Origin of the sequence: Mesorhizobium sp. B2-4-6 (assembly GCF_006442775.1) — a bacterium.
Taxonomy (GTDB): Bacteria; Pseudomonadota; Alphaproteobacteria; order Rhizobiales; family Rhizobiaceae; genus Mesorhizobium.
Genome location: NZ_VFVI01000015.1, coordinates 69,693 through 96,191, shown reverse-complemented (window position 1 = coordinate 96,191; position 26,499 = coordinate 69,693). Strand labels below are relative to the sequence as shown.

The 26,499-nt window shown below is 65.7% G+C and carries 25 protein-coding genes; 14 read left to right on the top strand and 11 right to left on the bottom strand.

The features are described 5' to 3' along the window. Window positions 1–40 precede the first annotated feature (40 nt). The 3 genes from trxA (at window position 41) to FJ957_RS27965 (ending at window position 2,250) form a co-directional block, all read left to right on the top strand. The gene (trxA, locus tag FJ957_RS27975; RefSeq protein WP_140836053.1) at window positions 41–1,033 is read left to right on the top strand and encodes a thioredoxin; all 993 of its coding nucleotides are present in this window, start codon (window positions 41–43) and stop codon (window positions 1,031–1,033) included. A 276-nt stretch (window positions 1,034–1,309) separates the two neighbouring features. Next, window positions 1,310–1,981, top strand: a complete 672-nt coding sequence (locus FJ957_RS27970) for an LON peptidase substrate-binding domain-containing protein (protein WP_140659057.1) — start codon at window positions 1,310–1,312, stop codon at window positions 1,979–1,981. 23 nt (window positions 1,982–2,004) lie between these two features. Beyond that, window positions 2,005–2,250, top strand: a complete 246-nt coding sequence (locus FJ957_RS27965) for a Trm112 family protein (RefSeq protein ID WP_140783197.1) — start codon at window positions 2,005–2,007, stop codon at window positions 2,248–2,250. Window positions 2,251–2,319: 69 nt separating this feature from the next. On the opposite strand, the gene FJ957_RS27960 is transcribed toward FJ957_RS27965, so the two are convergent. From FJ957_RS27960 to FJ957_RS32365, 3 genes are read right to left on the bottom strand one after another with little or no spacing between them, the layout of a single operon-like run. Continuing rightward, window positions 2,320–5,658 (bottom strand): error-prone DNA polymerase, encoded by a 3,339-nt coding sequence (locus tag FJ957_RS27960; protein WP_140836052.1) that lies wholly within the window; start codon window positions 5,656–5,658, stop codon window positions 2,320–2,322. Further along, complete coding sequence (locus FJ957_RS27955) at window positions 5,655–7,145, bottom strand: DUF6504 family protein (RefSeq protein WP_140836051.1); 1,491 nt, start codon at window positions 7,143–7,145, stop codon at window positions 5,655–5,657. Before FJ957_RS27955 ends, FJ957_RS27960 begins: the two co-directional genes overlap by 4 nt. Next, window positions 7,087–8,172 (bottom strand): hypothetical protein, encoded by a 1,086-nt coding sequence (locus FJ957_RS32365; RefSeq protein WP_140836050.1) that lies wholly within the window; start codon window positions 8,170–8,172, stop codon window positions 7,087–7,089. The genes FJ957_RS27955 and FJ957_RS32365 overlap by 59 nt, the downstream gene beginning before the upstream one ends. Window positions 8,173–8,356: 184 nt before the next feature. On the opposite strand from FJ957_RS32365, the gene FJ957_RS27945 reads away from it, so the two are divergent. After that, window positions 8,357–8,794, top strand: a complete 438-nt coding sequence (locus FJ957_RS27945; RefSeq protein ID WP_140647199.1) for a metallopeptidase family protein — start codon at window positions 8,357–8,359, stop codon at window positions 8,792–8,794. Between the two features lie 235 nt (window positions 8,795–9,029). Here FJ957_RS27945 and FJ957_RS27940 read toward each other — a convergent pair whose 3' ends face one another. Further along, entirely contained in the window at window positions 9,030–9,236 is a 207-nt protein-coding gene (locus FJ957_RS27940; protein WP_140647198.1) for a DUF1737 domain-containing protein, read from the bottom strand. Window positions 9,237–9,265: 29 nt separating this feature from the next. Then, window positions 9,266–10,144 (bottom strand): CoA ester lyase, encoded by an 879-nt coding sequence (locus tag FJ957_RS27935; protein WP_181180740.1) that lies wholly within the window; start codon window positions 10,142–10,144, stop codon window positions 9,266–9,268. A gap of 485 nt (window positions 10,145–10,629) precedes the next feature. On the opposite strand from FJ957_RS27935, the gene FJ957_RS27930 reads away from it, so the two are divergent. From FJ957_RS27930 to FJ957_RS27915, 4 genes are read left to right on the top strand one after another with little or no spacing between them, the layout of a single operon-like run. Continuing rightward, entirely contained in the window at window positions 10,630–12,177 is a 1,548-nt protein-coding gene (locus FJ957_RS27930) for a DUF4173 domain-containing protein (RefSeq protein WP_246685984.1), read from the top strand. 4 nt (window positions 12,178–12,181) lie between these two features. Beyond that, window positions 12,182–12,880 carry a response regulator transcription factor gene (locus tag FJ957_RS27925; protein ID WP_140836048.1) on the top strand — a complete coding sequence of 233 codons (699 nt, stop codon included), beginning with the start codon at window positions 12,182–12,184 and terminating at the stop codon, window positions 12,878–12,880. Then, on the top strand, window positions 12,868–14,439 hold the full coding sequence (locus FJ957_RS27920; RefSeq protein ID WP_140836047.1) for an ATP-binding protein: 1,572 nt from the start codon (window positions 12,868–12,870) through the stop codon (window positions 14,437–14,439). Before FJ957_RS27925 ends, FJ957_RS27920 begins: the two co-directional genes overlap by 13 nt. Window positions 14,440–14,466: 27 nt before the next feature. Further along, the gene (locus tag FJ957_RS27915) at window positions 14,467–15,633 is read left to right on the top strand and encodes an FAD-binding oxidoreductase (RefSeq protein ID WP_140836046.1); all 1,167 of its coding nucleotides are present in this window, start codon (window positions 14,467–14,469) and stop codon (window positions 15,631–15,633) included. On the opposite strand, the gene FJ957_RS27910 is transcribed toward FJ957_RS27915, so the two are convergent. The 5 genes from FJ957_RS27910 to FJ957_RS27890 form a co-directional block, all read right to left on the bottom strand. Continuing rightward, window positions 15,582–16,361, bottom strand: coding sequence for a DUF72 domain-containing protein (locus tag FJ957_RS27910; protein ID WP_140836045.1), 780 nt, complete (start codon window positions 16,359–16,361; stop codon window positions 15,582–15,584). The genes FJ957_RS27915 and FJ957_RS27910 overlap by 52 nt on opposite strands. 43 nt (window positions 16,362–16,404) lie before the next feature. After that, window positions 16,405–16,890: an SRPBCC domain-containing protein gene (locus tag FJ957_RS27905; protein WP_140836044.1), complete on the bottom strand. Its 486-nt coding sequence runs from the start codon at window positions 16,888–16,890 to the stop codon at window positions 16,405–16,407. Window positions 16,891–16,935: 45 nt separating this feature from the next. Further along, window positions 16,936–17,385, bottom strand: a complete 450-nt coding sequence (locus FJ957_RS27900) for an SRPBCC family protein (RefSeq protein WP_140836043.1) — start codon at window positions 17,383–17,385, stop codon at window positions 16,936–16,938. Then, a complete protein-coding gene (locus FJ957_RS27895; RefSeq protein WP_140836042.1) occupies window positions 17,382–17,702 on the bottom strand; it encodes a metalloregulator ArsR/SmtB family transcription factor in 321 nt (106 codons plus the stop codon). Before FJ957_RS27895 ends, FJ957_RS27900 begins: the two co-directional genes overlap by 4 nt. Before the next feature lie 260 nt (window positions 17,703–17,962). After that, window positions 17,963–18,388 (bottom strand): GNAT family N-acetyltransferase, encoded by a 426-nt coding sequence (locus FJ957_RS27890; RefSeq protein WP_140836041.1) that lies wholly within the window; start codon window positions 18,386–18,388, stop codon window positions 17,963–17,965. Window positions 18,389–18,574: 186 nt separating this feature from the next. Between FJ957_RS27890 and leuD the strand changes: the two genes are divergently transcribed. From leuD to leuB, 5 genes are all read left to right on the top strand, one after another. Then, complete coding sequence (gene leuD / locus FJ957_RS27885; protein ID WP_140647189.1) at window positions 18,575–19,180, top strand: 3-isopropylmalate dehydratase small subunit; 606 nt, start codon at window positions 18,575–18,577, stop codon at window positions 19,178–19,180. A gap of 75 nt (window positions 19,181–19,255) precedes the next feature. After that, a complete protein-coding gene (locus tag FJ957_RS27880) occupies window positions 19,256–20,206 on the top strand; it encodes a hypothetical protein (protein WP_140836040.1) in 951 nt (316 codons plus the stop codon). A gap of 476 nt (window positions 20,207–20,682) precedes the next feature. Beyond that, entirely contained in the window at window positions 20,683–21,066 is a 384-nt protein-coding gene (locus tag FJ957_RS27875; RefSeq protein ID WP_140836039.1) for a RidA family protein, read from the top strand. Window positions 21,067–21,076: 10 nt separating this feature from the next. Then, complete coding sequence (locus tag FJ957_RS27870; RefSeq protein ID WP_140836038.1) at window positions 21,077–21,427, top strand: VOC family protein; 351 nt, start codon at window positions 21,077–21,079, stop codon at window positions 21,425–21,427. Window positions 21,428–21,531: 104 nt separating this feature from the next. After that, window positions 21,532–22,635 (top strand): 3-isopropylmalate dehydrogenase, encoded by a 1,104-nt coding sequence (gene leuB, locus FJ957_RS27865; protein WP_140836037.1) that lies wholly within the window; start codon window positions 21,532–21,534, stop codon window positions 22,633–22,635. Between the two features lie 173 nt (window positions 22,636–22,808). On the opposite strand, the gene FJ957_RS27860 is transcribed toward leuB, so the two are convergent. Next, the gene (locus FJ957_RS27860) at window positions 22,809–24,674 is read right to left on the bottom strand and encodes a DEAD/DEAH box helicase (protein ID WP_140836036.1); all 1,866 of its coding nucleotides are present in this window, start codon (window positions 24,672–24,674) and stop codon (window positions 22,809–22,811) included. Window positions 24,675–25,341: 667 nt separating this feature from the next. Between FJ957_RS27860 and FJ957_RS27850 the strand changes: the two genes are divergently transcribed. Beyond that, the gene (locus tag FJ957_RS27850) at window positions 25,342–26,376 is read left to right on the top strand and encodes an aspartate-semialdehyde dehydrogenase (RefSeq protein ID WP_140836034.1); all 1,035 of its coding nucleotides are present in this window, start codon (window positions 25,342–25,344) and stop codon (window positions 26,374–26,376) included. Window positions 26,377–26,499: the final 123 nt, after the last annotated feature.

Genomic DNA, 26,499 nt, shown 5'->3' with positions numbered 1-26,499 from the left:
CGGGCGCCGACGCCGAGAGCGCGACCGAAAGGGCGAGAATATGAGTGACGACAATCCGTATAGCGGCGCGTTCGGCGGCAATGGCGGCCAGTACGCCCAGACGGTGCAATATGGCGGCGGCGACCGCGCCAAGGTTTCGCTCGGCGACGCGCCGGCGGCGGTCGACCTGATCAAGGACACCACGACCGCCACCTTCGCCGCCGACGTCATCCAGGAATCGCGCCGCCAGCCGGTGCTGGTCGACTTCTGGGCGCCATGGTGCGGGCCCTGCAAGCAGCTGACGCCGCAGCTCGAAAAGGCGGTGAAGGACGCCGGCGGCAAGGTCAAGCTGGTCAAGATGAACATCGACGACCATCCCTCGATCGCTGGCCAGCTCGGCATCCAGTCGATCCCCGCGGTCATCGCCTTCAAGGACGGCCAGCCCGTCGACGGCTTCATGGGCGCGGTCCCGGAAAGCCAGATCGCCCAGTTCATCCAGAAGGTCGGCGGCAAGGGCGGCGGCGCGCCGCAGATCGCGGACGCACTTGCCGCGGCGGCGGAGGCGCGTACGGCCGGCGACGTCCAGACCGCGGCCGACATCTACGATGCGATCCTCGAGCAGGCGCCGGAGACGATCGAGGCGGTCGCGGGCCTGGGCGAGATCCTGTTCGATGCCGGGGATGCGGAAGGCGCCGAAGCCGTTCTGGCGCGGGCGCCCGAGGACAAGAAGGACGCGCCGGCGCTGGCGGCGCTGCGCGCCAAGATGACGCTTGCCGCGGAAGCGGCCGCGCTCGGCAATCCGGCCGAGTTCGAGCGCCGGCTCGCCGCCGACCCGGCCGACCATCAGGCGCGCTTCGACCTGGCGATGATCCAGAACGCGCGCGGCGAGCGCAACGCGGCCGCCGACAACCTGCTGGCGATCGTCAAGGCCGACCGGACTTGGAACGACGACGGCGCCAGGGCGCAGCTGTTGAAACTGTTCGAGGCCTGGGGAATGACCGACGAGGCGACGCTCGCGGCACGCCGCAAGCTCTCGTCGCTGCTGTTTTCCTAGAACGGTTCGGCGTTTCACAGAATCGCCGAACCGCTTTAAGTTTGGTTTTGCGCAATTCCGGACGGGAGGCTACGGCGAAGTCGCCGAACCTGACCGCCAGGCACTTTTCGCGGAATTGCCGTGAATTTTTTGCCGGCTGTCGTGGCCGGCAGGCTTGCGCAGCGGGACGTCAGCGCCAGATAAGGGCGGGGCCGGACGCCGATAAAGGCGAGTTTGCCGGTGCGAGAGGAGATTGCAGCTTGATGCTCTTGCCGCCGTTGCTTTGGGAGGGTCGCGGTGCGCGTCGGTAACGCACTCTATCGGCTTGCCAAGGATCTGCCGCCGGCAATCCCGGTGTTCCCGCTTGCCGGGGCGCTGCTTCTGCCGGGCGGCCGCATGCCGCTCAACGTCTTCGAGCCGCGTTACCTGCAGATGATCGACCTGGCGATGGCCGGCTCGCGGCTGATCGGCATGGTCCAGCCCAGCCTTGACGGCGCATTGCGCGATGACGGCGAGCCCGAGCTGTGCAGCGTCGGTTGCGCCGGGCGCATCATCTCGCTCGCCGAGACCGGCGACGGGCGCTACCTGATCTCGCTGCAGGGCGTATGCCGGTTTCGCATCGTGCAGGAGCTCGCGGCAAAGGCGCCGTTCCGGCAGTGCAAGATCAGGCCGTTCTTGGCCGACCTCGATGAAGACCCGGCCGGCGCCGAGGTCGACCGGCCGGCGCTGCTCAAGGCGTTTCGCGCCTATCTGCAGGCCAACGACCTCGAGGCCGACTGGGAAAGCGTCAGCCGCGCCGAAAACGGCATGCTGGTCAACGCGCTGTCGATGATGGCGCCCTATGGACCGGCCGAGAAACAGGCGCTGCTGGAAGCGCCGGACCTGAAGACGCGCGCCGAGACGCTGATCGCCATCACCGAAATAACGCTGGCGCGCGAGGATGATGAATTTGGGTCAAGCCTGCAATAGGTTGCCGGTACGGGAATGGGTTCATGGCTGACGGACGTGACGGGCGGAAGGCCGAGGTCGACCCGAAGCTGCTGGAGCTGCTGGCCTGCCCGCTGACCAAGGGGCCGCTGACCTGGGACCCCGAGCGCAGCGAGCTGGTCTCGCGCGTGGCGAAGCTCGCCTATCCGGTGCGCGACGGTATCCCGATCATGCTGCCTTCGGAGGCGCGCACGATCTCGGCCGAGGACATGCTGGCGCCGCGGCCGCCGCGGCTCGGCGGGCCGTCATGAGTGTGCTTGCGCAGGCGGCGATTACGCTTCTTGCCTCTGCTGCGTTCCTTTTTGTGCTGGAAATCGCTGCTACTGAAAATTCCGCCCCTTCGGCATGACCTGGCGTGCCGTGCCCGACAGCGTGGCGATATCCTGGCGGACCGGCAGGCCGCGGCTTGCGGCGGACTCTGATCCAACCGGCCGTTCGGCGGGATCATGCTCGATGACCGGGTGGCTGGCGGACTCCAGCAACACGCTCAGCCAGGAGGTCAGATCCTCGATCCGGTCGGCGACGATGTGGATGACGTCCGATTCATGCTGCAGCTTGCCGGTGACGCGGATGAAGCGGGCGCCCATGACGATGGAGCGGAAGCGGTCGAAGACGCGTGGCCAGATGATGACGTTGGCGATCGATTTTTCGTCTTCCAGCGTGAGGAAGATCGCATTGCCCTTGCCTGGGCGCTGGCGCACCAGCACAAGCCCGGCGACGGAGACGCGGCGGCCGTCGCGCACCGACGGCAGGCGGGCATTGGCGGTGACGCCGGCGCGATCCAGCCTTTCGCGCAGGAAGGCGACGGGATGCTCCTTCAGCGACAGGCCGAGCGAGCGGTAATCGTGCACGACATGCTCGCCGAGCGGCATCTTCGGCAGTTTCGTTTCCGGCTCCAGCTCGCGCAGGCCGAGAGCGGGCCGGTCGAACAGCGGCAGTTTTTCGGCGGCGCTCCTGCCGTCGAGCGCCCGCACCTCCCAGAGCGCGGCACGGCGGTCGAGGCCGATCGAGCGGAACGCATCAGCCTGCGCCAATCTCTCGATCTCGCCGACATCGAGGCCCGAGCGCAACCAGACATCCCTGACCGACCGATAGCCATCGCCGCGCTGGGCAACGACGATATCCATGCGCTCCTCGGACAGGCCCTTGATCTGGCGGAAGCCGAGGCGGACGGCATGCGCCGTCTCGATGACGCCGCGCATCGAGGCGTGGCGCTCGAGGATGCGGGACGGATCGAAGGCGGTGGCCTCCAGCGTACAGTCCCAGACGGAATGGTTGATGTCGACCTCGCGCACCTCGACGCCATGGTCGCGCGCGTCGCGCACGAGCTGCGCCGGCTGGTAGAAACCCATCGGTTGGGAATTCAGGATCGCGGCGCAGAACACGTCCGGATAAAAGGTCTTGAACCAGCAGGAGGCGTAGACCAGCAGCGCGAAGGAGGCGGCGTGGCTTTCGGGAAAGCCATATTCGCCAAAGCCTTCGATCTGCTTGAAGCAGCGCTCGGCGAACTCCCTGGGATAGCCTTTCTCGACCATCCCTTCGACCATCCGCGTCTCATAGTTGCCGATCGTGCCGGTTCGCTTGAAGGTCGCCATGGCGCGGCGTAGTTCGTCGGCTTCGCCCGGCCGGAAGCCGCCGGCGACAATGGCGATCTTCATCGCCTGCTCCTGAAACAAAGGCACACCGAGCGTCTTGCCAAGGATCTCTTCCAACTCAGGCTTGGGGTATTCGGCCTTCTCCTTGCCCTGTCGTCTACGCAGATAGGGATGCACCATGTCGCCCTGGATCGGACCGGGCCGCACGATCGCCACCTCGATGACGAGATCATAGAATTCGCGGGGCTTAAGCCGCGGCAGCATCGACATCTGAGCGCGGGATTCAATCTGGAAGACGCCCAGCGTATCCGCCCGGCAGATCATGTCGTAGACGCGCTGGTTCTCCGGCGGGATAGAGTCCAAGCTGTAGGGCCGGCCGTAATCGTCCCGCGCCTGCGGATAATGCTGCGTGAGCAAGGTCAGAGCGCGCTTCAGGCAGGTCAGCATGCCAAGCGCCAGCACGTCGACCTTGAGGATCTTCACCGCGTCGAGGTCGTCCTTGTCCCACTCGACCATCTTGCGCTCCTCCATCGCCGTCTTGACGATGGGCACGACCTCGTCGAGACGGTCCCTGGTGATGACGAAGCCGCCGACATGCTGGGAAAGATGGCGGGGAAAGCCCATGATCTCGTTGGCGCGCTCAAGCACCTGCCTGGACAGCGGATCGGTGCGGTCGAGGCCGCCGGCATTGGCTTCTTTTTCGCCAAGCTCGGAGGTCGACCAGCCCCAGATGGTGCTGGACAGCGCGCTGCGGACATCTTCCGACAGGCCCATGGCCTTGGCCACCTCGCGCAAGGCGGAGCGGCCGCGATAGCTGATGACGGCGGCGGCCAAGGCGGTGCGCTTGGTGCTGTATTTCGTATAGATGTACTGAATGACCTCTTCACGCCGCTCATGCTCGAAATCGACGTCGATGTCGGGCGGCTCGTTGCGCTCCTCCGAGATGAAGCGCTCGAACAAGGTGTCGATGCGTTCGGGGCCGACCTCGGTGATGCCGATGCAGAAGCAGATGATCGAATTGGCGGCCGAGCCGCGGCCCTGACAAAGGATGTCCTGGCTGCGGGCAAATTTGACGATGTCGTGGACGGTGAGGAAATAGCGCGCATAGTTCAGGCGCTCGATCAAAGCGAGTTCGCTGTCGATGCGTTTCAGCACATAATCGGGAACGCCGGCCGGATAGCGCCTGACCGCCCCTTCCCGCGCCAGGCGTTCGAGCTCGGCCTGCGGTCCGAGCCCGGATTCGGTCGGCTCGTCCGGATAATTGTATTCGAGGTCGCTGAGCGAGAAGGTGAGCTCGTCGGCGAAGCGCAGCGTCTCCGCCAGCGCCTGCGGGTGGCGGCGGAAAAGCCGCGCCATCTCCAGCGGCGGTTTCAGGTGGCGCTCGGCATTGGCGGTCAGCTCGAGCCCGACCTCGGAAACCGGGGTGTTGAGGCGGATCGCGGTGAGCACGTCCTGCAGCGGTCGGCGGTCGGCGGCGTGATAGAGCACGTCGTTGGTCGCCATCAGCGGGACGCGGGCGTGTTCGGCCATCGACGCCGCCTGCTCGATGCGGAAGCGATCGTTGCCGGCATAATCCGGTGCCACGGCCAGCCGAAGCGCCACGCCGAAACGATCATTAAGCCGGCTAATAAACGACAAGCCGTCCTCGGTGCCTGCCGACAGGCCGGGCAGGACCGCCAGCGACATCCGATCGCCCCATTCGAGCAGGTCGCTCAAGCGGAGTAGCGTCGCGCCCTTCTCGTTCTCGTCGCGCAGATTGGCCTGGGTCAGCATGCGGCAGAGATGGCCCCAGCCCTGGCGGTCGCGGGGATAGGCGAGGATGTCCGGCGTGCCGTCGCCGAACACCAGGCGACAGCCGGGATGATAGGCCATCTTCTCCACCCTGGCCTGCTGCCAGGCGCGCACGACGCCGGCGACCGTGTTCCTGTCGGCAAGCCCGATCGAGGCAAAACCGTAGAATTTCGCCGTGACCACCAGCTCCTCCGGCTTGGAGGCGCCGCGCAGGAAGGAGAAGTTCGACCGGATGCCGAATTCGGCATAGGGAATGACGGTCAGCGCGTTCATGCGAACACCCCATGCATGAACCAGCGCGGCGGCGCGGCCTGCGCGGCGCTGCTGTAGAGGCCCTGGCGGTAGAGCCAGTAGCGGCGTCCCTCGCTGTCCTCGATGCGGTAATAATCGCGGGTCGGCGCCTCCTCCTCACCGGGCAGCTGCCGCCACCATTCGGCGGCGATGCGCTCCGGCCCTTCGGCGCGGGCGACGCGGTAGAGCGCGCGCCGCCAGCGGAAATTCATCGGCGGACCTTCCGGGATCTCGGTCGCTGGCACCTCGATCGGCTCGGGCGAGCGGAACAGGCGAACCGGCCGCTCCGGCGGATAGATGGTCATCGGCGGCGCCGTTCGGGGGGGTGCCGCCCGGCCGGCCGCCGGGGCGCGTCTTTGCGGCGCTTCGGCGAAAGGCACGGTTTTGACGGCGCGTTCCGGCAGATGGCTTTCGACGGCCACCGGCTTCAGCACGGCGGCCTCGCCGAGACGGGCGCGGACGCGGTCGGCGAAGAGCGCGATGTCGGCGTCATCGTCGTTCGTCTCGCCGGTGAGGTCGCTCTGAGCCAAGTCGAAGGCCGCGACCGACAGCACGGACAACCGCACGAGGTCGAAGCCGAAGCCGGCGTCGATGGTCTGCTCCAGCGCGGTGAGCCGCTCATGGAACAGTCTTTGGATCAGCCGCGGCTCGCGCATCGGGCGCGAGGTGCCGACGGCGATGCGGCTGACGGCGCCGTCGACGCGGAAGAGAAGCAGCGCCAGCGTGCGCGCGCCCTCGCCGCGGCGTTCGAGGTCGGTCTTCAAGGCGATCGCCAGCCGGCTCACCAGCCGCTCGATGTCGTCGGTGAGCACGACCGGCTCGGCAAGGTGGCGCTCGACCGAGAGCGGCGCGACGGGAAGGCGCGGCGACACGGCCTCGTCGAGACGGCCGAGCGCCTGGTCGAGGCGCAGAAGCAAGGTGGCGCCGAAGCGGCGGGCGAGCGGCGCGCGGGGCGCGGCCATCACCGCGCCGGCGGTGCGCAGGCCCACGCTTTCCAGGCCGGCGCGGGTTTCCGGCGCGATGCGCAGCGCCGACAATGGCAGCGGCGAAAGCAGCGCCTCCTCCTCGCCGCCGGCGATGATGCGGTCGCCATGGAAGCGCGCCGCCGCCCAGGCGGCGCCCGGCGTCGAAGCGAGGCCGGCGCGGACATCGAAACCCTGCTGGAAGAAGCGGGTGAGGATCTCGTCCTGCATGGCGCGCTCGCCGCCGAACAGATGCGTGCAGCCGGTGACGTCGAGGAACAGCCCGTCCTCGCCGTCGATCGCCACCAACGGCGTGTAGCGGTCGCACCAGTCGGCAAGGCCTTCGAGCAGCCGGCGGTCGGCTTCCGTGTCGGCCTCGACCACATCGATCGTGGGATGCATGGCGCGCGCATCGGCGATGCCCATGCCGCGCTTCAATCTGAGCGCCTCAGCCCGCTCGTCGAGGGCCGCGATGCGCTGGGTGTTGTTGTCGCGATGGCTGATCACAAGCGGCGGGTGAGGTGACGGCAGGTGATGCGGGGGCCGGGAACGCCAGGACCGCCCCAGGCGCTGGCGCAGGATCCGCTCCGCGGCCAGATGCGGGAACCACAGCGACAGAATTCTCTGTTCTTTCTGCAAAAGCGTGCTCATTTGGGTTCCACTCCAGTGTGAATTGTCCGGGCAGGGCCGTGCGGCTCTTGCCGATATCGAGTTTGAAGGCGGGGCGGCCGATCGAGCCGGCGAGCGGCCCGGCGACGGTTTCGCGGCTTGCCGCCGCCGCCGCCGAGACGATGAGGCGCACCGGGGCGGCGGTGGGGGCGGCCTCGCCGGCCTGGCGCAGCAAAAGCAGCGGGCGGCCGGCATTCTGGGCGCGGGCGTGCAGCCGGCGCGTGGCGGTGAGGTCGAGCCGCTGCGGACTGCCGCGGATCTCGAGGATGACCGCGGCAAAGGCCGTCATGCGGGCGGCCTCCTCGGCGATCCACAGTGCGTCGAGCAGTTTTGGCGCCTCGGAAAACAGCAATTGCTCCGGCTCGATGCCGAACAGGGCGTGAAGGCCCCTGGCATAGGGAAAGCCGGCCTCGTGGAAGATTTCCGCCGTCCCGACCCAGAGGATCGGCAGGCCCTGCTTCTCTCTGAGGACCAGGCTTACGAGCGACAGCGCGAAGCCGGCGACGGCGCCGGCGTCGCGGGTCTCCAGGCCATGGATTTCGCTGAGCGCCGCCTTGGGCAGGCCGCCGCCGAGGGCGGCGTCGAGGCGACCGATGCCGGTATGCAGGAAGGCGTCCGCCGAAGCCACGGCGAGGCCACGCCGGACGATCGTCCTGTCCCGCGTCATATCCGGTCCGGTGGCATCGCCAGAGCGGTTCAGCTTTTCCGCAATTGCGGACGGAAGACCGCTTCGCATTTCTCCTGGAATCGCTCCAGGCGCGCCAGCCATCGGCGCCTGCAGGCGCTCGGGCAGCGTTCCCTCGATCTTCGCGATCTGGCGGCGCAGGGCAAAAACAGTGTCCCGCGCCACGGCGCTCATCGCCATGACGTTCACTTCCGGCAGCAATTGTTCCTGTTATGTTCCTATAGATTCCAGAGGCGTCCGGAAGAGTCAAGCAGAGTCACAAGGAATTTATTCCTTCGAGCCTTTACCCTGAAAGCGAACGCCCAGCCGGCTCATTTGCCTCGACCCGCGCGAAAGCCTATATGCCGGGATCAAAGGAAATTTCATGGCCCGCATCTATAAGACACGCACCTGGCACGACCAGCTCTCGCCGTCGATGGACGAGATGGAGCTTCTGGCGCTGGAGACCTATGCCCATCTGCCGGACGAGTTCCGCAAGCTCACCGGCGAGATCATTATCCAGATAGCCGATTTCCCGACCGACGAGATCATGGACGACCTGTCGCTGGAGACGCCTTTCGACCTGCTCGGCCTGTTCGAAGGACGTGGCATCGCCGAGCGCTGGAACCCGCAGACCGGCGAGGGGCCGAACCGCATCACGCTCTACCGCCGCGCCATACTCGACTACTGGGCCGAGAACGAAGAGACGATGGGCGACATCGTCACCCACGTGCTGATCCACGAGATCGGCCACCATTTCGGCCTGTCGGACGACGACATGGAGCGCATCGAGGAAGCGGCCGAGCAGGCGGCGGCGGGCTGAGCGCGCACTTCGTCATCCTAGGGCGAAGCAAGGAGCGAAGCGACGCGCGCAGACCCTAGGATCCATGCCGTTCCATCAACACCAAACCCGCGGTGCAGAACGGAACACTTGCCGCCCGACACCCGCAAACGTCCCCTATATTCTGATCCGCTGCGCCTTTCGGATTCTAGGGTCTTCGCGACGGAGCTTCGCTCCTGCTCCGCCCTAGAATGACGAAGTGGGGGTTGCCGCCTTTCTACCAGTCGCTCAGCTTGGTGTCCGGGCCATAGTCCTGGCCTTCGACATCCTTCACCACGGCCTGGCCGCAGCGCATCGACTTGGTCTTCTTGTCATAGGCGTAGGTCGGCGAGCCGAACAGGTGCCAGCCCTTGTTCAGCGCCGCCGTCACCTTGTGGCAGAAGGTTGAATCGTCCGGGCCGGACAGAAAGCGGTAGAGTTTCATTTTTCGAGCCTGTCTTGAATATCGCCGCATCATGCGCCGATGATTATCGCCTTCGCCAGAAGTTTCTCGGCTTCCGCCAGATGCAGCCGCTCGACCATACGGCCGTCCATCGCGATCACGCCCTTGCCGGCATTTTCGGGCCGCGCGAATGCATCCCTGATCGCGCGGGCCCTGGCCAGCGCCTCGGGCGACGGCGAAAAGGCGCGGTTCGCCGGTTCGATCTGGGCGGGATGGATCAGCGACTTGCCGTCGAAACCCATGGCCGCGCCGTCGGCGCATTCGCGCGCCAAGGCGTCGAGGTCGCGAAAATCATTGGCGACGCCGTCGATCACGTCGAGGCCGCCGGCGCGCGCGGCGAGCACCAGTTGCATCAGCCAGGGCATCAGATAGCGCCGGTCGGGCGTCGCCAGGATGCCGGTCGCCTTCACCAGGTCATTCGTTCCGGCAACGAAACAAGCGAGGCGCGACGCCGGATCGCGGCCAAGCTCGGCGATGGCGCCGATGTTGAGCAGCGCCTTGGGCGTCTCGACCATCGCCCATAGTTTCACGCTGTCCGGGGCGAAATTGTCGTCGAGCAGGTCGCCCGCTTCGAGGATGTCGCGCGGCGTGCCGATCTTGGGCAGGAGAATGCCGTCGGGCTCGGCCTTGGCCATGGCCAACAGATCGTCGGCGCCCCATTCGCTGGCGAGCGGGTTGACGCGCACCACCATCTCGCAGCGTTTTTCGCGCCGGCCAAGGATGCCGGCAATCTTGTCGCGCGCGGCTTTCTTGTCGGCGGGCAGGACGGCGTCCTCGAGATCGATGATGACGGCGTCGCAGGCCAAGGCGCCGATCTTGGCGAGCGCCTTGTCGTTCGAGGCGGGAATGTAAAGCACCGAGCGGCGCGGGCGGTAGGGTTCCTGAGCCATGGCCGATCTATGCAGGGTGAGGGCGGATGAGGCAAGGCGGGGAGCAATCTTCTCCCTGTCCTTCGTCATTCTAGGGTCTGCGCGCGTCGCTTAGCTCCTTGCTCCGCCCTAGAATGACGAAGGATAGATCGCAGCTTCACGCGCAATAACCCTCTCTATCGCCTTTGACGACATCCCAAGGGCTGGCACGCCATATGCGATTGCCGTACTCGAGCGTCTCGGGCGCCGGCGCCGGGCTGTCTTGCACGAAAACTGCAAACCCTTGCTGAAAAGCTCCGGGATTCCGCCGCGCGTTCACCGTGCCCGTCGGCGATAAAGCCGGCATGCGAACACCTCACAGATCCCGCTGGTCGCTGCCGCGCCGGCTCCGCGACGAAGGCTGGTGGCTCGTCGAGCCGCAAAGGCGGCGCGTTCACGGCGTCGGTGCTTCCGTTCAGAACGCGGCCGGCATGCGCCGGCGGTAACACAGCCACGAAGGCGCGGCGATGACGACGATGACCATGACGGCGCCGGCGAGCAAGACATCGCCTGTCCCGAGCTACTGCCGCCGCGTCGGCGCCGCCGCGCTGCTGGTGGCGCTGGCCGATTTTCTTTTCTACGGCCAGCCGGTCGGGATCACCGTCTTCATCTTCGCGACCGTGCTCGCCGCCACGGTCGTCGCCATGCATCCGTCGGCGCTCAGCGACGGCCGGGTCTGGCTGAAGCCGGCCGCGCTGTTCGTCGCGCTGCTGCCGCTCGTCGAAAATGTCAGCCCGCTTTCGCTGCTGGTCGCTGTCGCGGCACTTGCGGTCTTCGCGCTGTCGTTGGCCGGGCGGCTGCGCGACGAACCTGCCCGAATAGCCCGCCAGCTCAGCCTGTTCCTGGTCGCAGCGCCCTTCCGCTTCGTCCGCGACTTCTTCCGCTGGCGCAAGGCGGCGCGGGAACTCGGCCAGCGGCGGCTTCAGCTCTCGGCCATTGTCGTCTGGATCGTGCCCTTGACGCTGGGCGTCGTTTTCTTGGCGCTGTTCGGCGCCGCCAATCCGATCATCGAGCACTGGCTGTCGCTGATCGACCTCCACGCGCTCCTCGAAAAAATCGAGATCGCGCGGCTTATCTTCTGGCTGATCGTGCTTGCCGGCGTCTGGGCGTTCCTGAGGCCGCGCCTGCCGCGCTTCGCCTTCCGTGTCAGGCGCGTTTTGCCTGCCGCGCCCGTAGCGAGACCGGCGAAGGCCGAGGATATCCTCTTCGGCAAGGCGGCCATTCTTCGCGCGCCGATCGTCTTCAACGCCTTGTTCGCGGTGCAGAGCGCGCTCGACGCCACCTATCTCTGGGGCGGAGTCGCCCTGCCCGACGGGATGACCTATGCCGCCTATGCGCATCGTGGCGCCTATCCGCTGGTCGCCACCGCGCTGCTGGCCGCCGGCTTCGTGCTGGCGGCGCTGCGCTCGGGCAGCGAATCGTCCCGGGATCCGCTGATCCGCGGGCTGGTCTATCTGTGGGTGACGCAGAACATCGCGCTGGTAATCTCCTCGATGCTGCGGCTCGATCTCTATATCGACGTCTATGCGCTCACCTATCTGCGCATCGCCGCCTTCATCTGGATGGGACTGGTGGCGGCGGGACTGGCCCTCATCGTCGCCCGCATCGCGCTTCAAAAATCCGGCGAATGGCTGCTCTCCGCCAATCTTGTGACACTATCGGCGACGCTTTATGCCTGCTGCTTCGTCAACTTCGCCGCAACGATCGCCAACTACAATGTCGACCACTCGCTTGAAATGACCGGAAAGGGCGTTCCCCTCGACATCTGGCATATACGCTCGCTCGGGCCGAGCGCTTTGCCGGCGCTCGGGCGCTATTTCGAGCATCAGAAGAAAACATTCCCCGATCGCGCGGTCGGCGACGGGCCCGACGCGATAGCCGAATTCCGCTATCGCACGGAGCAGAAAAACTGGCGCGCCTGGGGTTTTCGCGACTGGCGGCTGCTGCGCACACTCGACAAGCACGGCGCGCTTGCTAATCCTGCCGTCACCGAACCCTACGCACCGGGCCGCTGATTTCATGCCGCACAATATCCTCGTCGCCGACGACGACCCGCATATCCGCGAGATCATCTGCTTCCCGCTGGAAAAGGCCGGCATGAAGACGGCCGCCGTCGCCGACGGCGCCGCAGCACTCCAGGCGGTCGAGCGCAGCGCGCCCGACCTCATCGTGCTCGACATCGGCATGCCGGAGATGGACGGGCTCGAGGTCTGCCGGCGGCTCAGGCAAAAATCCGACGTGCCGGTACTGTTCCTGTCCGCGCGGGATGAAGAGATCGACCGCGTTCTGGGTCTGGAGATGGGCGGCGACGACTATGTGACCAAGCCGTTCAGCCCGCGCGAGCTGGTCGCCCGCGTCAACGTCATCCTGCGGCGCGCGCGGCCGGCCGCCGTGGAGGAAGAGGCGGACGATCGTGAATTCACGCATGGCAAGCTCATGCTCGTCCCGGCAAACCATGAAGCAAGCTTCGGCGGCAAGCCGCTCACCTTGACGGCGATCGAGTTCGCGATCCTGAAAGGCTTCCTCGCCCGGCCGCAGCACGTGCTTGGCCGCGACGCGGTGATGGCCAATGCCTATGCCTCCAACATCCATGTCTCGGAACGCACGGTCGACAGCCACATCCGCAACGTGCGGGCCAAGCTGGCCGCGGTCGGCTGCATCGATGCGATCGCGACGGTGCATGGCGTCGGCTTCCGGCTCGGCCGATGCGGTGGTTGAGCAAGGAAAGGTGGCGGCCGCGGCTCGCCACCGTCGTCGTCGTCATCCTGATCCTGGTCATGGCGCTGCCGCTGGTCGGGCTGTTCTTCTTCCGGCTTTATGAGAATCAACTGATCCGCCAGACCGAGGGCGAGCTGATCGCGCAAGGGGCGGTCGTCGCCGCCGTCTATGCCAGCGAGGTGCGCGCGGCCGGCATCGCCCCGGAAAGACTGGGGGCGCCGGTCTCGGCCGATCCGGCAAGGGACAACAACTATCCCTATGATCCGATCGAGCCGCGCCTCGACCTTGCCTCGGACGATGTCATGCCATCGCGACCGGCGGCGCTTCCCGCCACGCCCGATCCCGCCTTCGCGGCAATAGGCGCCCGGCTCGACGGCATTCTCGACGAGACGCAGAAGACGACGCTTGCCGGTTTCCGGCTGCTCGATCCACGCGGCGTGGTGATCGCCGGCGGCGACGAGGTCGGCCGGTCGCTCGGCGAGATCGAAGAGGTGCGGGCCGCGCTTTCCGGTGCCTATGCCAGCGAGCTCAGGCTGCGCATCCCCGACCAGCCGACCCCGCCGCTCTATTCGGTCAGCCGCGGCACCAAGGTGCGCGTCTTCGTCGCCATGCCGGTCGAGCTCGACGGCCGGGTCGCCGGCGTCGTGTACCTGTCGCGAACGCCGAACAACATCGTCAAGCACCTCTATGGCGAGCGCGGCAAGGTGACGTTGGCGGCTATCGCCATCCTCGGCGGCACGCTTTTGATCGCGCTGGTGTTCATCCGCACCGTCAGCCGGCCGATCTACGCGCTGATCGACCGGACGAAGCGCATCGCCGCCGGCGACCGCGATGCAATCCGGCCGCTCGACCATCACGGCACGCGCGAGATGGCGGCGCTGTCGACCGCCTTCCTCGACATGGCGCAAAAGCTGCAGGCGCGCTCCGACAGCATCCAGACCTTCGCCACCCACGTCTCGCATGAATTGAAATCGCCGCTGACGGCGATCCAGGGCGCGGCGGAGCTGCTCAGGGATTCGGGCGGCGCGATGGACGAGGCCGAGCGGCGGCGCTTCTCCAACAACATCGTCACCGATGCCGGGCGGCTCAATCTCCTGGTGCGCCGGCTGCTCGACCTGGCGCGCGTCGAGAACCTGGAACCGAGCGGCGACAGCACGACGCTTCATGCGGCCCTGGCATCGTTGCCGATCGACACCAGGCTGGAAGCGCGGCTTGAAGGCGGCGGCGACATCAGGCTCGGCATCTCGGCCGAGAATCTCGGCATCGTGCTCGCCAACCTCATCGACAACTCGGCGAGGCACGGCGCCCGACAGGCGGCGATCCATGCCTCAGCCGATGGCGCGCGCGCGTCGGTCCAGATCGGCGACGACGGCGACGGCATCTCGGCCGCCAACCGCGCCAGGATCTTCGAGCCGTTCTTCACCACGCGGCGCGAGTCCGGTGGCACCGGCATGGGGCTCGGCATCGTGCTGGCCCTCCTGAAAGCGCATGATGGCACGATCAGGCTGGTTGACTCCGAGCGCGGCACGCGCTTCGAGATCGACTTGCCGGTTGCGTGAAGACGCGACCGAATGATCGGAGAAAAAATGCGCTACGACATCGTCATCATCGGCGGAGCCATCGTCGGGTCCTCGGTCGCCTACTACCTGCGCGAGGAGGGCTTCACCGGCTCGATCGCGCTGATCGAGCGCGATCCGCAGTTTCCGCACGCGGCGACGACGCTGTCCCTGGCTTCGATCCGCCAGCAATTTTCCATCCCGGAAAACATCCGCCTGTCGCAGTTCACGCTGAAACTGTTCCGGCGGCTGAAGGAAACCTTCGGCGCCGATGCCGATATCGGCTTTCGCGAAGGCGGCTACCTCATCCTCGCCGGCGAGGCCGGCCTGCCGATCCTCAAGGCCAATCACGAGACGCAGGTCGCCGAGGGCGCCGATATCCTGCTCGAGGATCCCGGGCAGCTGGCGCGCCGCTTCCCGTGGCTGTCGGTCGAAGGCATCACCGCCGGCGCCTTTGGCCGCAGCGGCGAGGGCTGGTTCGACGCACATGCGCTGCTGGCGCTGTTCCGCAAGGCTTTGCGCGACAAGGAGGTCGATTTCATCGCGGCTTCCGCCACCGGCATTTCGCGCGAGGGCAATCGTGTGACCGGCGTCAGCCTCGACAATGGCGAGACGCTGGAGGCCGGCATCGTCGTCAACGCCGCCGGACCGAACGCCGGCAAGGTGGCGGGTTTTGCCGGGCTGGCGCTGCCGGTGGAGCCGCGCAAGCGCAACGTCTTCGTCTTCGAGGCGCGCGAGAAATATGCCGACATGCCGCTGCTGGTCGATCCAAGCGGCATCTATGTGCGGCCGGAAGGCTCCGTCTACCTCACGGGCGGCGCCGAGCCGGAGGAGGGCGATGTCGCTCCCGATCCGAAGGACTTCGACGTCAACTGGCCGCTGTTCGAAGAGGTGATCTGGCCGACCTTAGCCGCCCGCATCCCGGCCTTCGAGGCGATCAAGCCGACGCGCGCCTGGGTCGGGCATTACGACTACAACACGCTCGACCAGAACGCGGTGATAGGGCCGCATCCGGAGGTCGAGAACTTCCTCTTCGCCAACGGTTTCTCCGGCCACGGCCTGCAGCAGGCGCCGGCAGTGGGGAAGTCGCTCGCCGAGCTCATCGTGCGTGGCGGCTACCGGACGGTGGACTGCACGGCGTTCGGCTATGAGAGAGTGGCCGAGGGAAGGGCGTTCCGGGAGCTGAACGTCATCTGACGAACGGCCGCGTCGACCGAAAGTGCATTGCCGAGCGCATGGCCTCGTGCCGTGTTGTCGAAGATGCACCAGACCTCGGCGGCCGATGCGCTGGCTTCGGCAAGCCGCCCGCTGATATCCAGCAGCTGAGCAGCCTCGTAGTCCGAATAGTAGACCTGCGGCGCGCCATGGAAGCGGAAGTAAGCGAGATCGCGCCAGCCGCCAGGCATATCAGCAGCAGGCACGGGAGCGGGGTCGGCCGCAACGCGACCGACTCGAAGGCGGCTCAAAAGAGCGTCGGCTTCCGGTTCGAACCAGCTGGCGTGACGCGGCTCGCAAACAACGCGCCGGTCGGTCTTTGCGCGCAGCACGGCGAAGAACTTTTCGGCGGTTTTGGGTTCGAACCGCAGGCTGGGCGGCAGTTGAACCAAGAGCACCGAAAGCTTGGAATCGAGTCCTGCGGCCTGACCCAAAAACGCGTCCAGAAGATCATCGCAATCTTCCAGGCGGCGCTCATGCGTCACGGCTTTGGGGATTTTTGCGGAAAAGCGAAAATGATCCGGAACTGAGCGCGCCCAGCGCTCATAGGTTTCCCGCCGATGCGGCTTGTGGAACGAGGAATTGATCTCCACGACCGGAAACCGTGCCGCATAGCGTTCAAGCTGCGAGCCCGCCGCCGAGAACGAAGGTCTATGCGCTTTCGGTATGCTCCATCCAGCGGTTCCTACGAGACAATGGCTGTTCTCCATGTCCAAAATCTGGACAGGGCCACTGCCAGGTCAAGGGAGATGCTCAGGCATCTGGCAGGGTATCGAAATAGCCCTGCAGCCACCCAAGCACCCGCGCCGAGCCCTCGGCATATTCGGCCGCCGCATCCGGGAAACCCGCGAAGCCGCCATTGCAGACGGTGAGCCGCGTGCCGCCGTCGATCGGCTCCAGCAGATAAGCCACCGTCGTCTCGTGATATCCCAGCGTCGGATTGTCCCAATCGTAGCGCCGCGTCTGCACGATGCGGCGCGGCATCTCGATTTCGAGGAATTTTCCGCCGGCGGGGAGGTGTCCGCCGTCGGCGACCTGAACCGTGACGTTCCAGCCGCCGCCGATGCGCAGATCGGCGGACCAGTCGGTCATGCGATGGGTTTCGGGCGAACCCCACCAGCGCTCGACTTCAGTGGTGACCAGCGCCGCGATAACCTCGTCCGGCGAGGCGGGGAGCTCGGCCGAGGCCATGACCGTGTCTGCATTCGCCATGGCTTGCGGTAACGACAAGTGAAGCATCAGATTCGACTCCACAAAGGATTGTCTCGTATCCGAAACGAACGCTCATCCCTTTGACGGCGGGCGCTCGAAACCCTTGCCGGTTTCAAGCAGGCTCTTGAGGCTCGCCAGAACCAGCGGCCAGCCCTTGGCGACGTTCGGGATCAGCCTGTGCGGGCCGTCGGCCTCGTGGATGACGGTGAGCTTCATCAGCTCGCCATCGGGCTCTATGGTGAAGGTGCAGCGCGTATAGCCGTCCTCCTTGACCTCGGGCATCCATTCGTTGCGCCATTTGATGACAAGGCGTTTTGGCGGGTCAACCTCGAGGATCTCGCCCGAGTCGGCGACGCGCCCGTCGGGGAAGACCAGTTTCCAGCTCGCGCCGACCTTCCAGTCGCTCTCCTGATAGGAGCAGAGAAAGAACTGCCGGTTGAATTCCGGATCGGTCAGCGCCTGCCAAAGTTTTTCAGGCGTCGTGCGGATATAGGTGACATAAACAAAGCTGTTCTCGCTCACGGCTCTTCCCTTTCAAGGCGTTGCTTCAGGTGGCTGAGGGCAGCAAGCCGCCCCCGCTCAAACTTGCCGATCCAGCGCTCGGCGATCTCGTTGATCGGAACGGGGTTGAGGTAATGCTCCTTCTCGCGGCCGCGGCGCATGGTGGTGACGAGATTCGCTTCCTCGAGGATCGCCAGGTGCTTGGTCACCGCCTGGCGCGTCATCTCCATGTGCTCGCAGAGCGCGCTCAGCGTCTGCCCGTTCCGGGCATGGAGACTGTCCAGCAATTGCCGGCGGGTCGGGTCGGCCAAGGCGCGAAAGACGGCATCCATGCTCATGGCTTTAATATGCAACCATTTGGTTGCATGTCAAGCTGCTTGCCTAAGGTTTCTTGCTTGCCGGATTGTGCTTGTCTTGAGGTGGCTTCGCTTTTGAGCAGCGCCTTCCCCCGCTCCGTCGCTGCTTCGCAGCGCCACCTCTCCCCCCTCCGGAGGGAGAGGAAGGGAGCCAGGGTCGGCGAACTCGCTCGACGGAGTGGGGTCGATCTGGCTCGCCGGTTCCAGGCAGGAGTCGGCTCCGATATCGGTGGCGGTTCAGGTCAGCTTTTGCGGGAGAACCAGAAAGCGTCCGTCATGCGCGTCATGCCGATGCGCTCATAGAAGCCGACGGCGTCGGGCATCGAGATCAGGCTGACGGCGACCGAAGGGCCGAGCTGGCGCTTGACCTCGTCCATCAGGCCCTTGCCGACGCCGAGCCCTTGCGCCGCCTTCGAGACGGCGAGGTCGGAAATGTAGCAGACCCAAGAGAAGTCGGTCATGCCGCGCGCGACGCCGACCAGTTGCCTGTCCGGCCGGTCGAGCCGCGCGGTCAGCACCAGGTCGGCATTGTCCAGCATGGCTTGCAGCCGGGCCTCGTCGTCGACAGGCCTTACCTTGCCGAGGCCGGATTCGACCAGCACGCGGCGGAATTCTGCGACATCGAGGGCGGGCTCGCTGGCGTAGAGAACTTTGGAAGGATCGGCCATGGCCGCAGACTGCACCAGCCGGGCAGGATTTCGAAGCCGTTTTTGAAGCGTTCCAGCCCCTGGTCCGTGCGCCATGGCCGCCATTGGCCCAAGGGCAATGCACGGACAGTCGCCTTTCATTTGCCGCCGGCTTTGTGTAAACCGTCCCGCAAAGTTCCCCGCAAGCCAAGAAGACGGGCAAGGACCATGGATAAATTCACCAAGCTCACCGGCGTCGCCGCGCCCATGCCGATCGTCAATGTCGACACCGACATGATCATTCCGAAGGATTATCTCAAGACGATCAAGCGCACCGGGCTCGGCACCGGCCTGTTCGCCGAGATGCGCTACAACGAGGACGGTTCGGAGAACCCGGATTTCGTGCTCAACAAGCCGGCCTACCGCAAGGCGCAGATCCTGGTCGCCGGCGACAATTTCGGCTGCGGCTCGAGTCGCGAGCATGCGCCCTGGGCGCTGCTCGATTTCGGTATCCGCTGCGTGATCTCGACCTCGTTCGCCGACATCTTCTACAACAATTGCTTCAAGAACGGCATCCTGCCGATCACCGTCAGCCCGGAAGACCTGGACAAGCTGATGGACGACGCCTCGCGCGGCTCCAATGCAACGCTGTCGATCGATCTCGAGGCGAAGGAAATCCGCGGGCCGGATGGCGGCGTGGTCACCTTCGATCTCGACGACTTCAAGCGCCATTGCCTCTTGAACGGCCTTGACGACATCGGGCTGACCATGGAGAAGGCCGGCGCCATCGCATCGTTCGAGAAGAAGAACGCCGAGCAGCGTCCCTGGGCCTGAGGGCCCGAAAGCACTGAGATAGATGGACCCGGCCGCAAGCGGCCGGGTTCGCGGCGGCTGAATGGAGGGACAGTCATGACACGCTTGTCTTTAGCCGGTGCCTGCGCGTCGGCGGCAATTCTTCTCGCCACAATCGGCGCCAATGCGCAGACCACCGCGCCGGCCCCGGAGCCGGCGCCCGCCGCGTCCGACCAGCCGGCGGCCGATCAAGGCGCGGCCGACCAGGGATCGGGCAGCGACCAGGCCGGTTCGGATGACGACAAGCAGGCGCCGATCCCGTTCGAAGGCGGCCAGCTCACCATCACGCAGCCGGAGCAGGATGGCGAGAAGGTGCTGTCCTATGACGGCAAGCAGCTGGCCAGCAATTACGACGTCTTCTTCGACAGGATCGTCAAGATCGGCGACGTCAACGTGGCGCTGGTCGATGTCGGCGACGGCGGCAACCAGTGCGGGCCGGCCAAGGTCATCGTCTGGAAGCCGAAGGACGGCGAGATCCAGACCACCACGGTCGAGCAGGACGAATGCGGGGCGCCGCCGGCCGCGATCTCCGACAGCGCCGTCTATTTCGTGCCCTACCTGCTGCCGGGCGATTCCAAGCCGGCGCTGCAATGGTCGCCCACGGAAGGGCTGACCACCTCCGGCAACCTGACCTACACGCCCGAACCCGGCACCGACTGGAAGGACGTCGACCCGTCGAAATTGGACAACATCATCGATGCCTTCCACAACGAGGCCGTCTACAAGGCTGGACAGGCTCTGCTGGGCGACGACATGCCCGACATGGCGACCAGCCTGCTGGTCGGCGGCGGCACCGAAAAGACGGCATCGGGCGCCTTCTACGCCACCGGCTGCGTGCCGCATGACTGCGGCGGCAATGACGGCTTCATGGCGGTCGATCCGGGCAAGCAGAAAGTCTATTTCGCCCGCCGCGGCGACAATGGCGAGCCGCAGGCCTGGCCACCGGTCAAGGACTGGCCGGAGGACATCAAGAAGGCCTATGACGACGCGCAAGGGTCGGGGAATTAAGGTATGTTGAGCTTCAGGTCAGGCCGGCCTGCAAGTGGCGGCCTCCTACGCTTCCGGTGCTCACGTACTTAAGTACGCTCCGCTCCGGTTCTCGGCCACCACTTTCGACTCGGCCTGACCTGAAGCTCAACATACCTTAGGCCGGTGTCTTGCTGACCACCCGTCAGCTCCGTCATCCACGGGCGGAGCGACGCGCAGCGGAGCGCAGACCCGAGGATCCATGCCGTGACGGTTGCCGTAGAGTGCATCGGAGCAGAATTCTGCACCGCTGGCGGCGCTTCGACGTTACGGCATGGATTCCAGGGTCTGCGCGCGTCGCTTTGCTCCTTGCTCCGCCCTGAAATGACGACCGGAGAAAGGCCCAGACCAATTTCCAAGGCTTGCGCCTGCCTTCGTGACAATGCTCCGCCCGGCTTGGCCCACGACCTGCGCCGCTCCGCCTGCTAAATGCAGGCCTGCAACCCAACGAGGCCCCCATGCGCAAGCTCATCTCCACCGGCTCCCCCTTCGAAAAGACAGCCGGCTATTCGCGCGCGGTGGTGCAGGGCGACTGGTGCTTCGTCTCGGGAACGACCGGCTACGACTATGCCACTATGACGATGCCGGACACGGTCGAGGCGCAGACGCGCAACTGCCTGGCGACCATCGCCAAGGCGCTGGCCGATGGCGGTTTCGACATGGCCGACGTGGTGCGCGCGCATTACTACATCACCGACCAGGCTTTCGTTGATGTGGTCTTCCCGATCCTCGGCGAGGCCTTCGGCGACATCCGCCCGGCGGCGACGATGATCGTGTGCCAGCTCAACAAGCCGGAGATGAAGATCGAGATCGAGGTGACGGCGCTGCGGCGCGCGGCATAGGAGTTGAGGGATGGCGGTTCGGCGCATCGTAGCCAACATCGCCACAAGGGACATCGCGGCGGCGAAGCGCTTCTATCATGACGTGCTTGGCCTCGACATCCACATGGATCAAGGCTGGATAGCCACCTATGGCTCCCAGGAACGGATGCAGGTGCAGGTGAGCATCATGGCCGAGGGCGGGTCAGGCACGCCGGTGCCGGACCTTTCGATCGAGGTCGACGACGTGGATGCGGCGCTTGCGGGCATGAAGGAGGCCGGCTTCGCCGTCGAATACGGCCCGGCCGACGAGCCCTGGGGCGTGCGTCGCTTCTATGTGCGCGACCCGTTCGGCCGGCTGGTGAATATCCTGTCGCATCGGTAGGCGCTGCCGGTCTTCTTTGAGACGATCTCGGCGCTCGTCCCCTTGCGCCGCAACCACTTGGCGTTTAGCAAGGCGCCGGTTCAATTCTTTCCGGACGGTTCTCCATGGCTTCGAAAAATCTCTTCCTGCTCGCCGGCGACGGCATCGGCCCCGAAGCCATGGCCGAGGTGAAGAAGCTGATCAAGGCCATGAACGACAAGCTCGGCAGCGGCTTCGCCACCGACGAGGGCTTGGTTGGCGGCTGCGCTTACGATGCGCATGGCGCGGCGATCTCCGATGCGGACATGGCAAAGGCGATGGCGGCGGATGCGGTGCTGTTCGGCGCCGTCGGCGGGCCGAAATGGGATGCCGTGCCTTACGAGGTGCGCCCCGAGGCCGGCCTGCTGCGGCTGCGCAAGGACATGGAGCTGTTCGCCAACCTCAGGCCCGCGATCTGCTACCCGGCTTTGGCCGCCTCTTCCTCGCTCAAGCAGGACGTGGTCGAAGGCCTCGACATATTGATCGTGCGCGAACTCACCGGCGGCGTCTATTTCGGCGAGCCGAAACAGATCATCGATCTCGGCAACGGCCAGAAGCGCGGCATCGACACCCAGGTCTACGACACGTTCGAGATCGAGCGCATTTCGGGTGTCGCCTTCGAGCTGGCGCGGACGCGCAAGAACCACGTCACCTCGATGGAAAAGCGCAACGTCATGAAGTCGGGCGTGTTGTGGAACGAGGTGGTCAGCCAGACACACAAGGCCAGATACAGCGACGTCAAGCTCGACCACATGCTGGCCGATGCCGGCGGCATGCAGCTGGTGCGCTGGCCGAAGCAGTTCGACGTCATCGTCACCGACAATCTGTTCGGCGACATGCTCTCAGACATCGCCGCCATGCTCACCGGCTCGATCGGAATGTTGCCGTCGGCCTCGCTCGGCGCGCCGGATGTGAAGACCAAGAAGCGCAAGGCGCTCTACGAGCCGGTGCACGGCTCGGCGCCCGACATCGCCGGCAAGGGCATCGCCAACCCGATCGCGATGATCGCGTCCTTCGCCATGTGCCTGCGCTATTCCTTCGGCATGGTCGCCGAGGCCGACAAGCTGGAAGCGGCGATCGCCGCCGTGCTCGATGACGGCCTGCGCACCAAGGACATCTTCTCGGCGGGCATGAAGGAAGTCGGCACCACCGAAATGGGCGACGCCATAATCGCCAAGTTCCTGGGGTGAAACCGGCGCCGTCGACCTTCGCTGGGCCATGGTCGACGATGCCGAAGCGCTCGCCATCCTCCTTTGGGTGATGGCGGCGCACCACCGCCAGGCGGACGCTTCAGCCAATCTCCAAGGTTGGCGATCTGCCCCCGGCGCTCGCCGCGGGTCGGCTTCCCACTTCCGTCGCGATGTTACGCTGGCCGCTTCTTCTGCTTCTTGCGCTTTGACGGCTGGTCGGATTTCGGCTTGTCGAACTTTGCCTTTGCCGGCTTCTTCGCCCAGGGTTTCGCCTCGCCGCCAGGCTGTCGCTCGCCCGGCTCCCGTTTCTCGAATCTGGGGCTCTTCTGGTCGAAAGCACCCTTGCCGCGATGCGGTTTCTTGTCCGGCTTCGGCGTCTGGTAGCCGGCCCGCGACAGGTCCGGCGTGCCGTCGATCCGCTTGACCGCGATGTTGCCCTGCAGCTTGCGGTCGGGGCCGATCGCCGCGAGGAACCGGTCGGCCCAGTCGGCGGCGATCTGCACGAAGGTTTCTTCCGGCTGCATCTTGATGGCGCCGATCTCGCGCTTGGACATGCCGGCGGTGCGGCACAGCATCGGGATCAGCCAGCGCGGCTCGGCATTCTGCCGGCGGCCGACCGACAGCGAGAACCAGACGCTGTCGCCGAAATCATCACGGCGGGCGGGTGTTTCGTCGCGGCGCGCGAATTTCTCGCCCGCCAATCTTTCATGCGAAGGCGCGAACGGCGCGACGTCGAGCAGATCCTCAGGCGCCGAGCGGCTGCTGCGGCAAAGCCGCACGAAGGCGGCCGCCACTTGTTCGGCGCCGTGCTGGTTGAGCAGCGTCTCGATGAAAGACCGCTCCTCCTCGTTGATCGGCTCGGCAAGCGCGGGATCGGCCAGAATGCGCTCGTCGTCGCGGCGCAGCACATCGTCGGCCGAGGGCGGGCTCGCCCATGTCGCCTTGATGCCGGCATTGCCAAGCAGCCGCTCGGTGCGCCTGCGGGCATTTCCGGGAACGATCAGGGCGCTGACGCCCTTGCGCCCGGCGCGGCCCGTGCGGCCACTGCGATGCAGCAGCGTCTCGGGGTTGGTCGGCAGGTCGGCATGCACCACCAGCTCGAGATTGGGCAGGTCGATGCCGCGCGCCGCGACATCCGTTGCGATGCAGACTTTGGCGCGGCCGTCGCGCATTGCCTGCAGCGCGTGGCTGCGCTCGTTCTGGCTGAGCTCCCCCGACAGCGCCACGACGGAGAAATTGCGGTTGTTGAAGCGCGCCGTCAGGTGGTTGACCGCCGCGCGCGTGTTGCAGAACACCAGCGCGTTCTGGGCTTCGTAATAGCGCAGCACGTTGATGATGGCGTTTTCCCGGTCGGCCTGAGCAACGCTGAGCGCTCGGTATTCGATGTCGAGATGCTGCTTTTCCTCGCCGCCGGCGGCGATCCGCACCGCATCGCGCTGGTAGCCCTGGGCGAGCGTTGCGATGGAGCGCGGCACGGTGGCGGAAAACATCAGCGTGCGGCGCTCGAGGGGCGCCGCATCGAGGATGAATTCGAGGTCTTCGCGAAAACCGAGGTCTAGCATCTCGTCGGCCTCGTCCAGCACCACGGCCTTCAGCGCCGACATGTCGAGCGCGCCCCGCGTGATGTGGTCGCGCAGACGCCCGGGCGTGCCGACGACGATGTGGGCGCCGCGCTCCAGCGCGCGCCGCTCGGTACGCATGTCCATGCCGCCGACGCAGGAGGCGATCTGGGCACCGGTCAGCTCGTAAAGCCATTCCAGCTCGCGCCGCACCTGCAGCGCCAGCTCGCGCGTCGGCGCCACGACCAGCCCCAGTGGCGCGCCGGCGCCGGCGAAACGCTCAGTCCCGCCAAGCAGCGTCGGTGCCACGGCAAGGCCGAAGGCGACGGTTTTGCCGGACCCGGTCTGCGCCGACACCAGCGCGTCGGCCTGGCCGAGCTCCGGCCCAAGCACCGCCTTCTGCACCGGCGTCAGCGCTGAATAACCGCGCTTTTCCAGCGCCTCTGCCAGCGCAGGAACAATCGTTTCGAAACTGGACATTTTCTTCTTTCGGAATTCGGGGTTCTGTACTCGTCGCGGAGCACAAGGCCGGCACTGCGCCAGCCAAAGGATATTTGGGCGTTCGTACTTCTTGCGGCCTCACTTGTATAGTGCATGGGCTCCACCAGGACCGCGACCATGCTGTGCCGCCGACTGGCGAAACCGCTTGCGAGAGCGCCCCTCTCCCCGTCACTATACAGGGAGAGGATGCCGGCAGGCAGGTGAGGGGCAGCGCGACCGCTGATAGGTAAGGCAGGGGCGAGGCTTCAGGCCTCACTTCCGGACGAGCTAACTGTCGAAGTCGGCGCCGCCCCTCATCCGCCCTTCGGGCACCTTCTCCCCGTATAGTGACGGGGAGAAGGAGAGCGCAGCGCCGATTGACTCTTCTGCCAAACCGCGTAAAAGCCCGCGTCGAACGGGATCGTTTTTCGATGCGCGGCCTTTTGATGGCTCATCTTGCATTCGACTCCCCCAGCCACAATGTAACGCATTGGGCTGGGCGCTTAGACGCGTCCGTCCGTTCCAGCAAAACTACGGCCAAAACCACCAAAACGGTGTGATTCCCTTGGCCTAACCACCCTCTCCCGGGTCCGGCCCGGGGGCGGAACCCGCATGAGGCCGGCGGGTTTTCTCCAACAACCAAGCGGAGAGGGACAGGAGATATCAGATGAGTTTCAAGGTTGCGGTAGTCGGCGCCACGGGCAATGTGGGCCGCGAAATGCTCAACATTCTGGACGAACGCGGCTTCCCGGTGAGCGAAGTGGTGGCGCTGGCGTCGCGGCGCAGCCAGGGCACCGAAGTGTCCTTCGGCGACCGCACGCTGAAGGTCAAGGCGCTCGACCAGTACGATTTCTCCGATACCGACATCTGCGTCATGTCGGCGGGCGGCAATGTGTCGAAGGAATGGTCGCCGAAGATCGGCAAGCAGGGCTGCGTCGTCATCGATAATTCGTCGGCCTTCCGCTACGATCCGGACGTGCCGCTGATCGTGCCGGAGGTTAACCCGGACGCGATCTCGCTGTTTACACGCAAGAACATCATCGCCAACCCGAACTGCTCGACCGCTCAGCTCGTCGTGGCGCTGAAGCCGCTGCATGACGTCGCCACCATCAAGCGCGTCGTCGTCGCCACCTACCAGTCGGTCTCCGGCGCGGGCAAGGAAGGCATGGATGAGCTGTTCACTCAGACCCGCGCCGTGTTCGTCGCCGACCAGGTCGACGTCAAGAAGTTCACCAAGCGCATCGCCTTCAACGTCATCCCGCATATCGACGTCTTCCTCGACGACGGCTTCACCAAGGAAGAGTGGAAGATGGTGGCCGAGACCAAGAAGATGCTCGACCCCAAGATCAAGCTGACGGCGACCTGCGTGCGGGTGCCGGTGTTCATTGGCCATTCGGAAGCCGTCAACATCGAGTTCGAGAAGCCGATCACGGCGGATGAAGCGCGCGAGATACTGCGCGAGGCGCCCGGCTGCCAGGTGCTCGACAAGCGCGAGGACGGCGGCTACATCACGCCGCTCGAATCGGCCGGCGAGGATGCCACCTTCATCTCGCGCATCCGCGAGGATTCGACCATCGACAACGGCCTGTCGATGTGGGTGGTCTCCGACAATCTGCGCAAGGGCGCGGCGCTGAACGCCGTGCAGATCGCCGAGCTGCTGGTCGAGCGCGGCCTCATCCAGCCGAAGAAGAAGGCGGCTTAATCTCGCTCACGGGCCGTATCGCCGCTGCCGCGGCTGGCCCTGCGCGGGCGCGCCGGACGACCGGCGGCCCGCAGTCGCGGGCTCGGCCTTCGGCCGTTTGGTTTCTCGCTCACGGGCCGTATC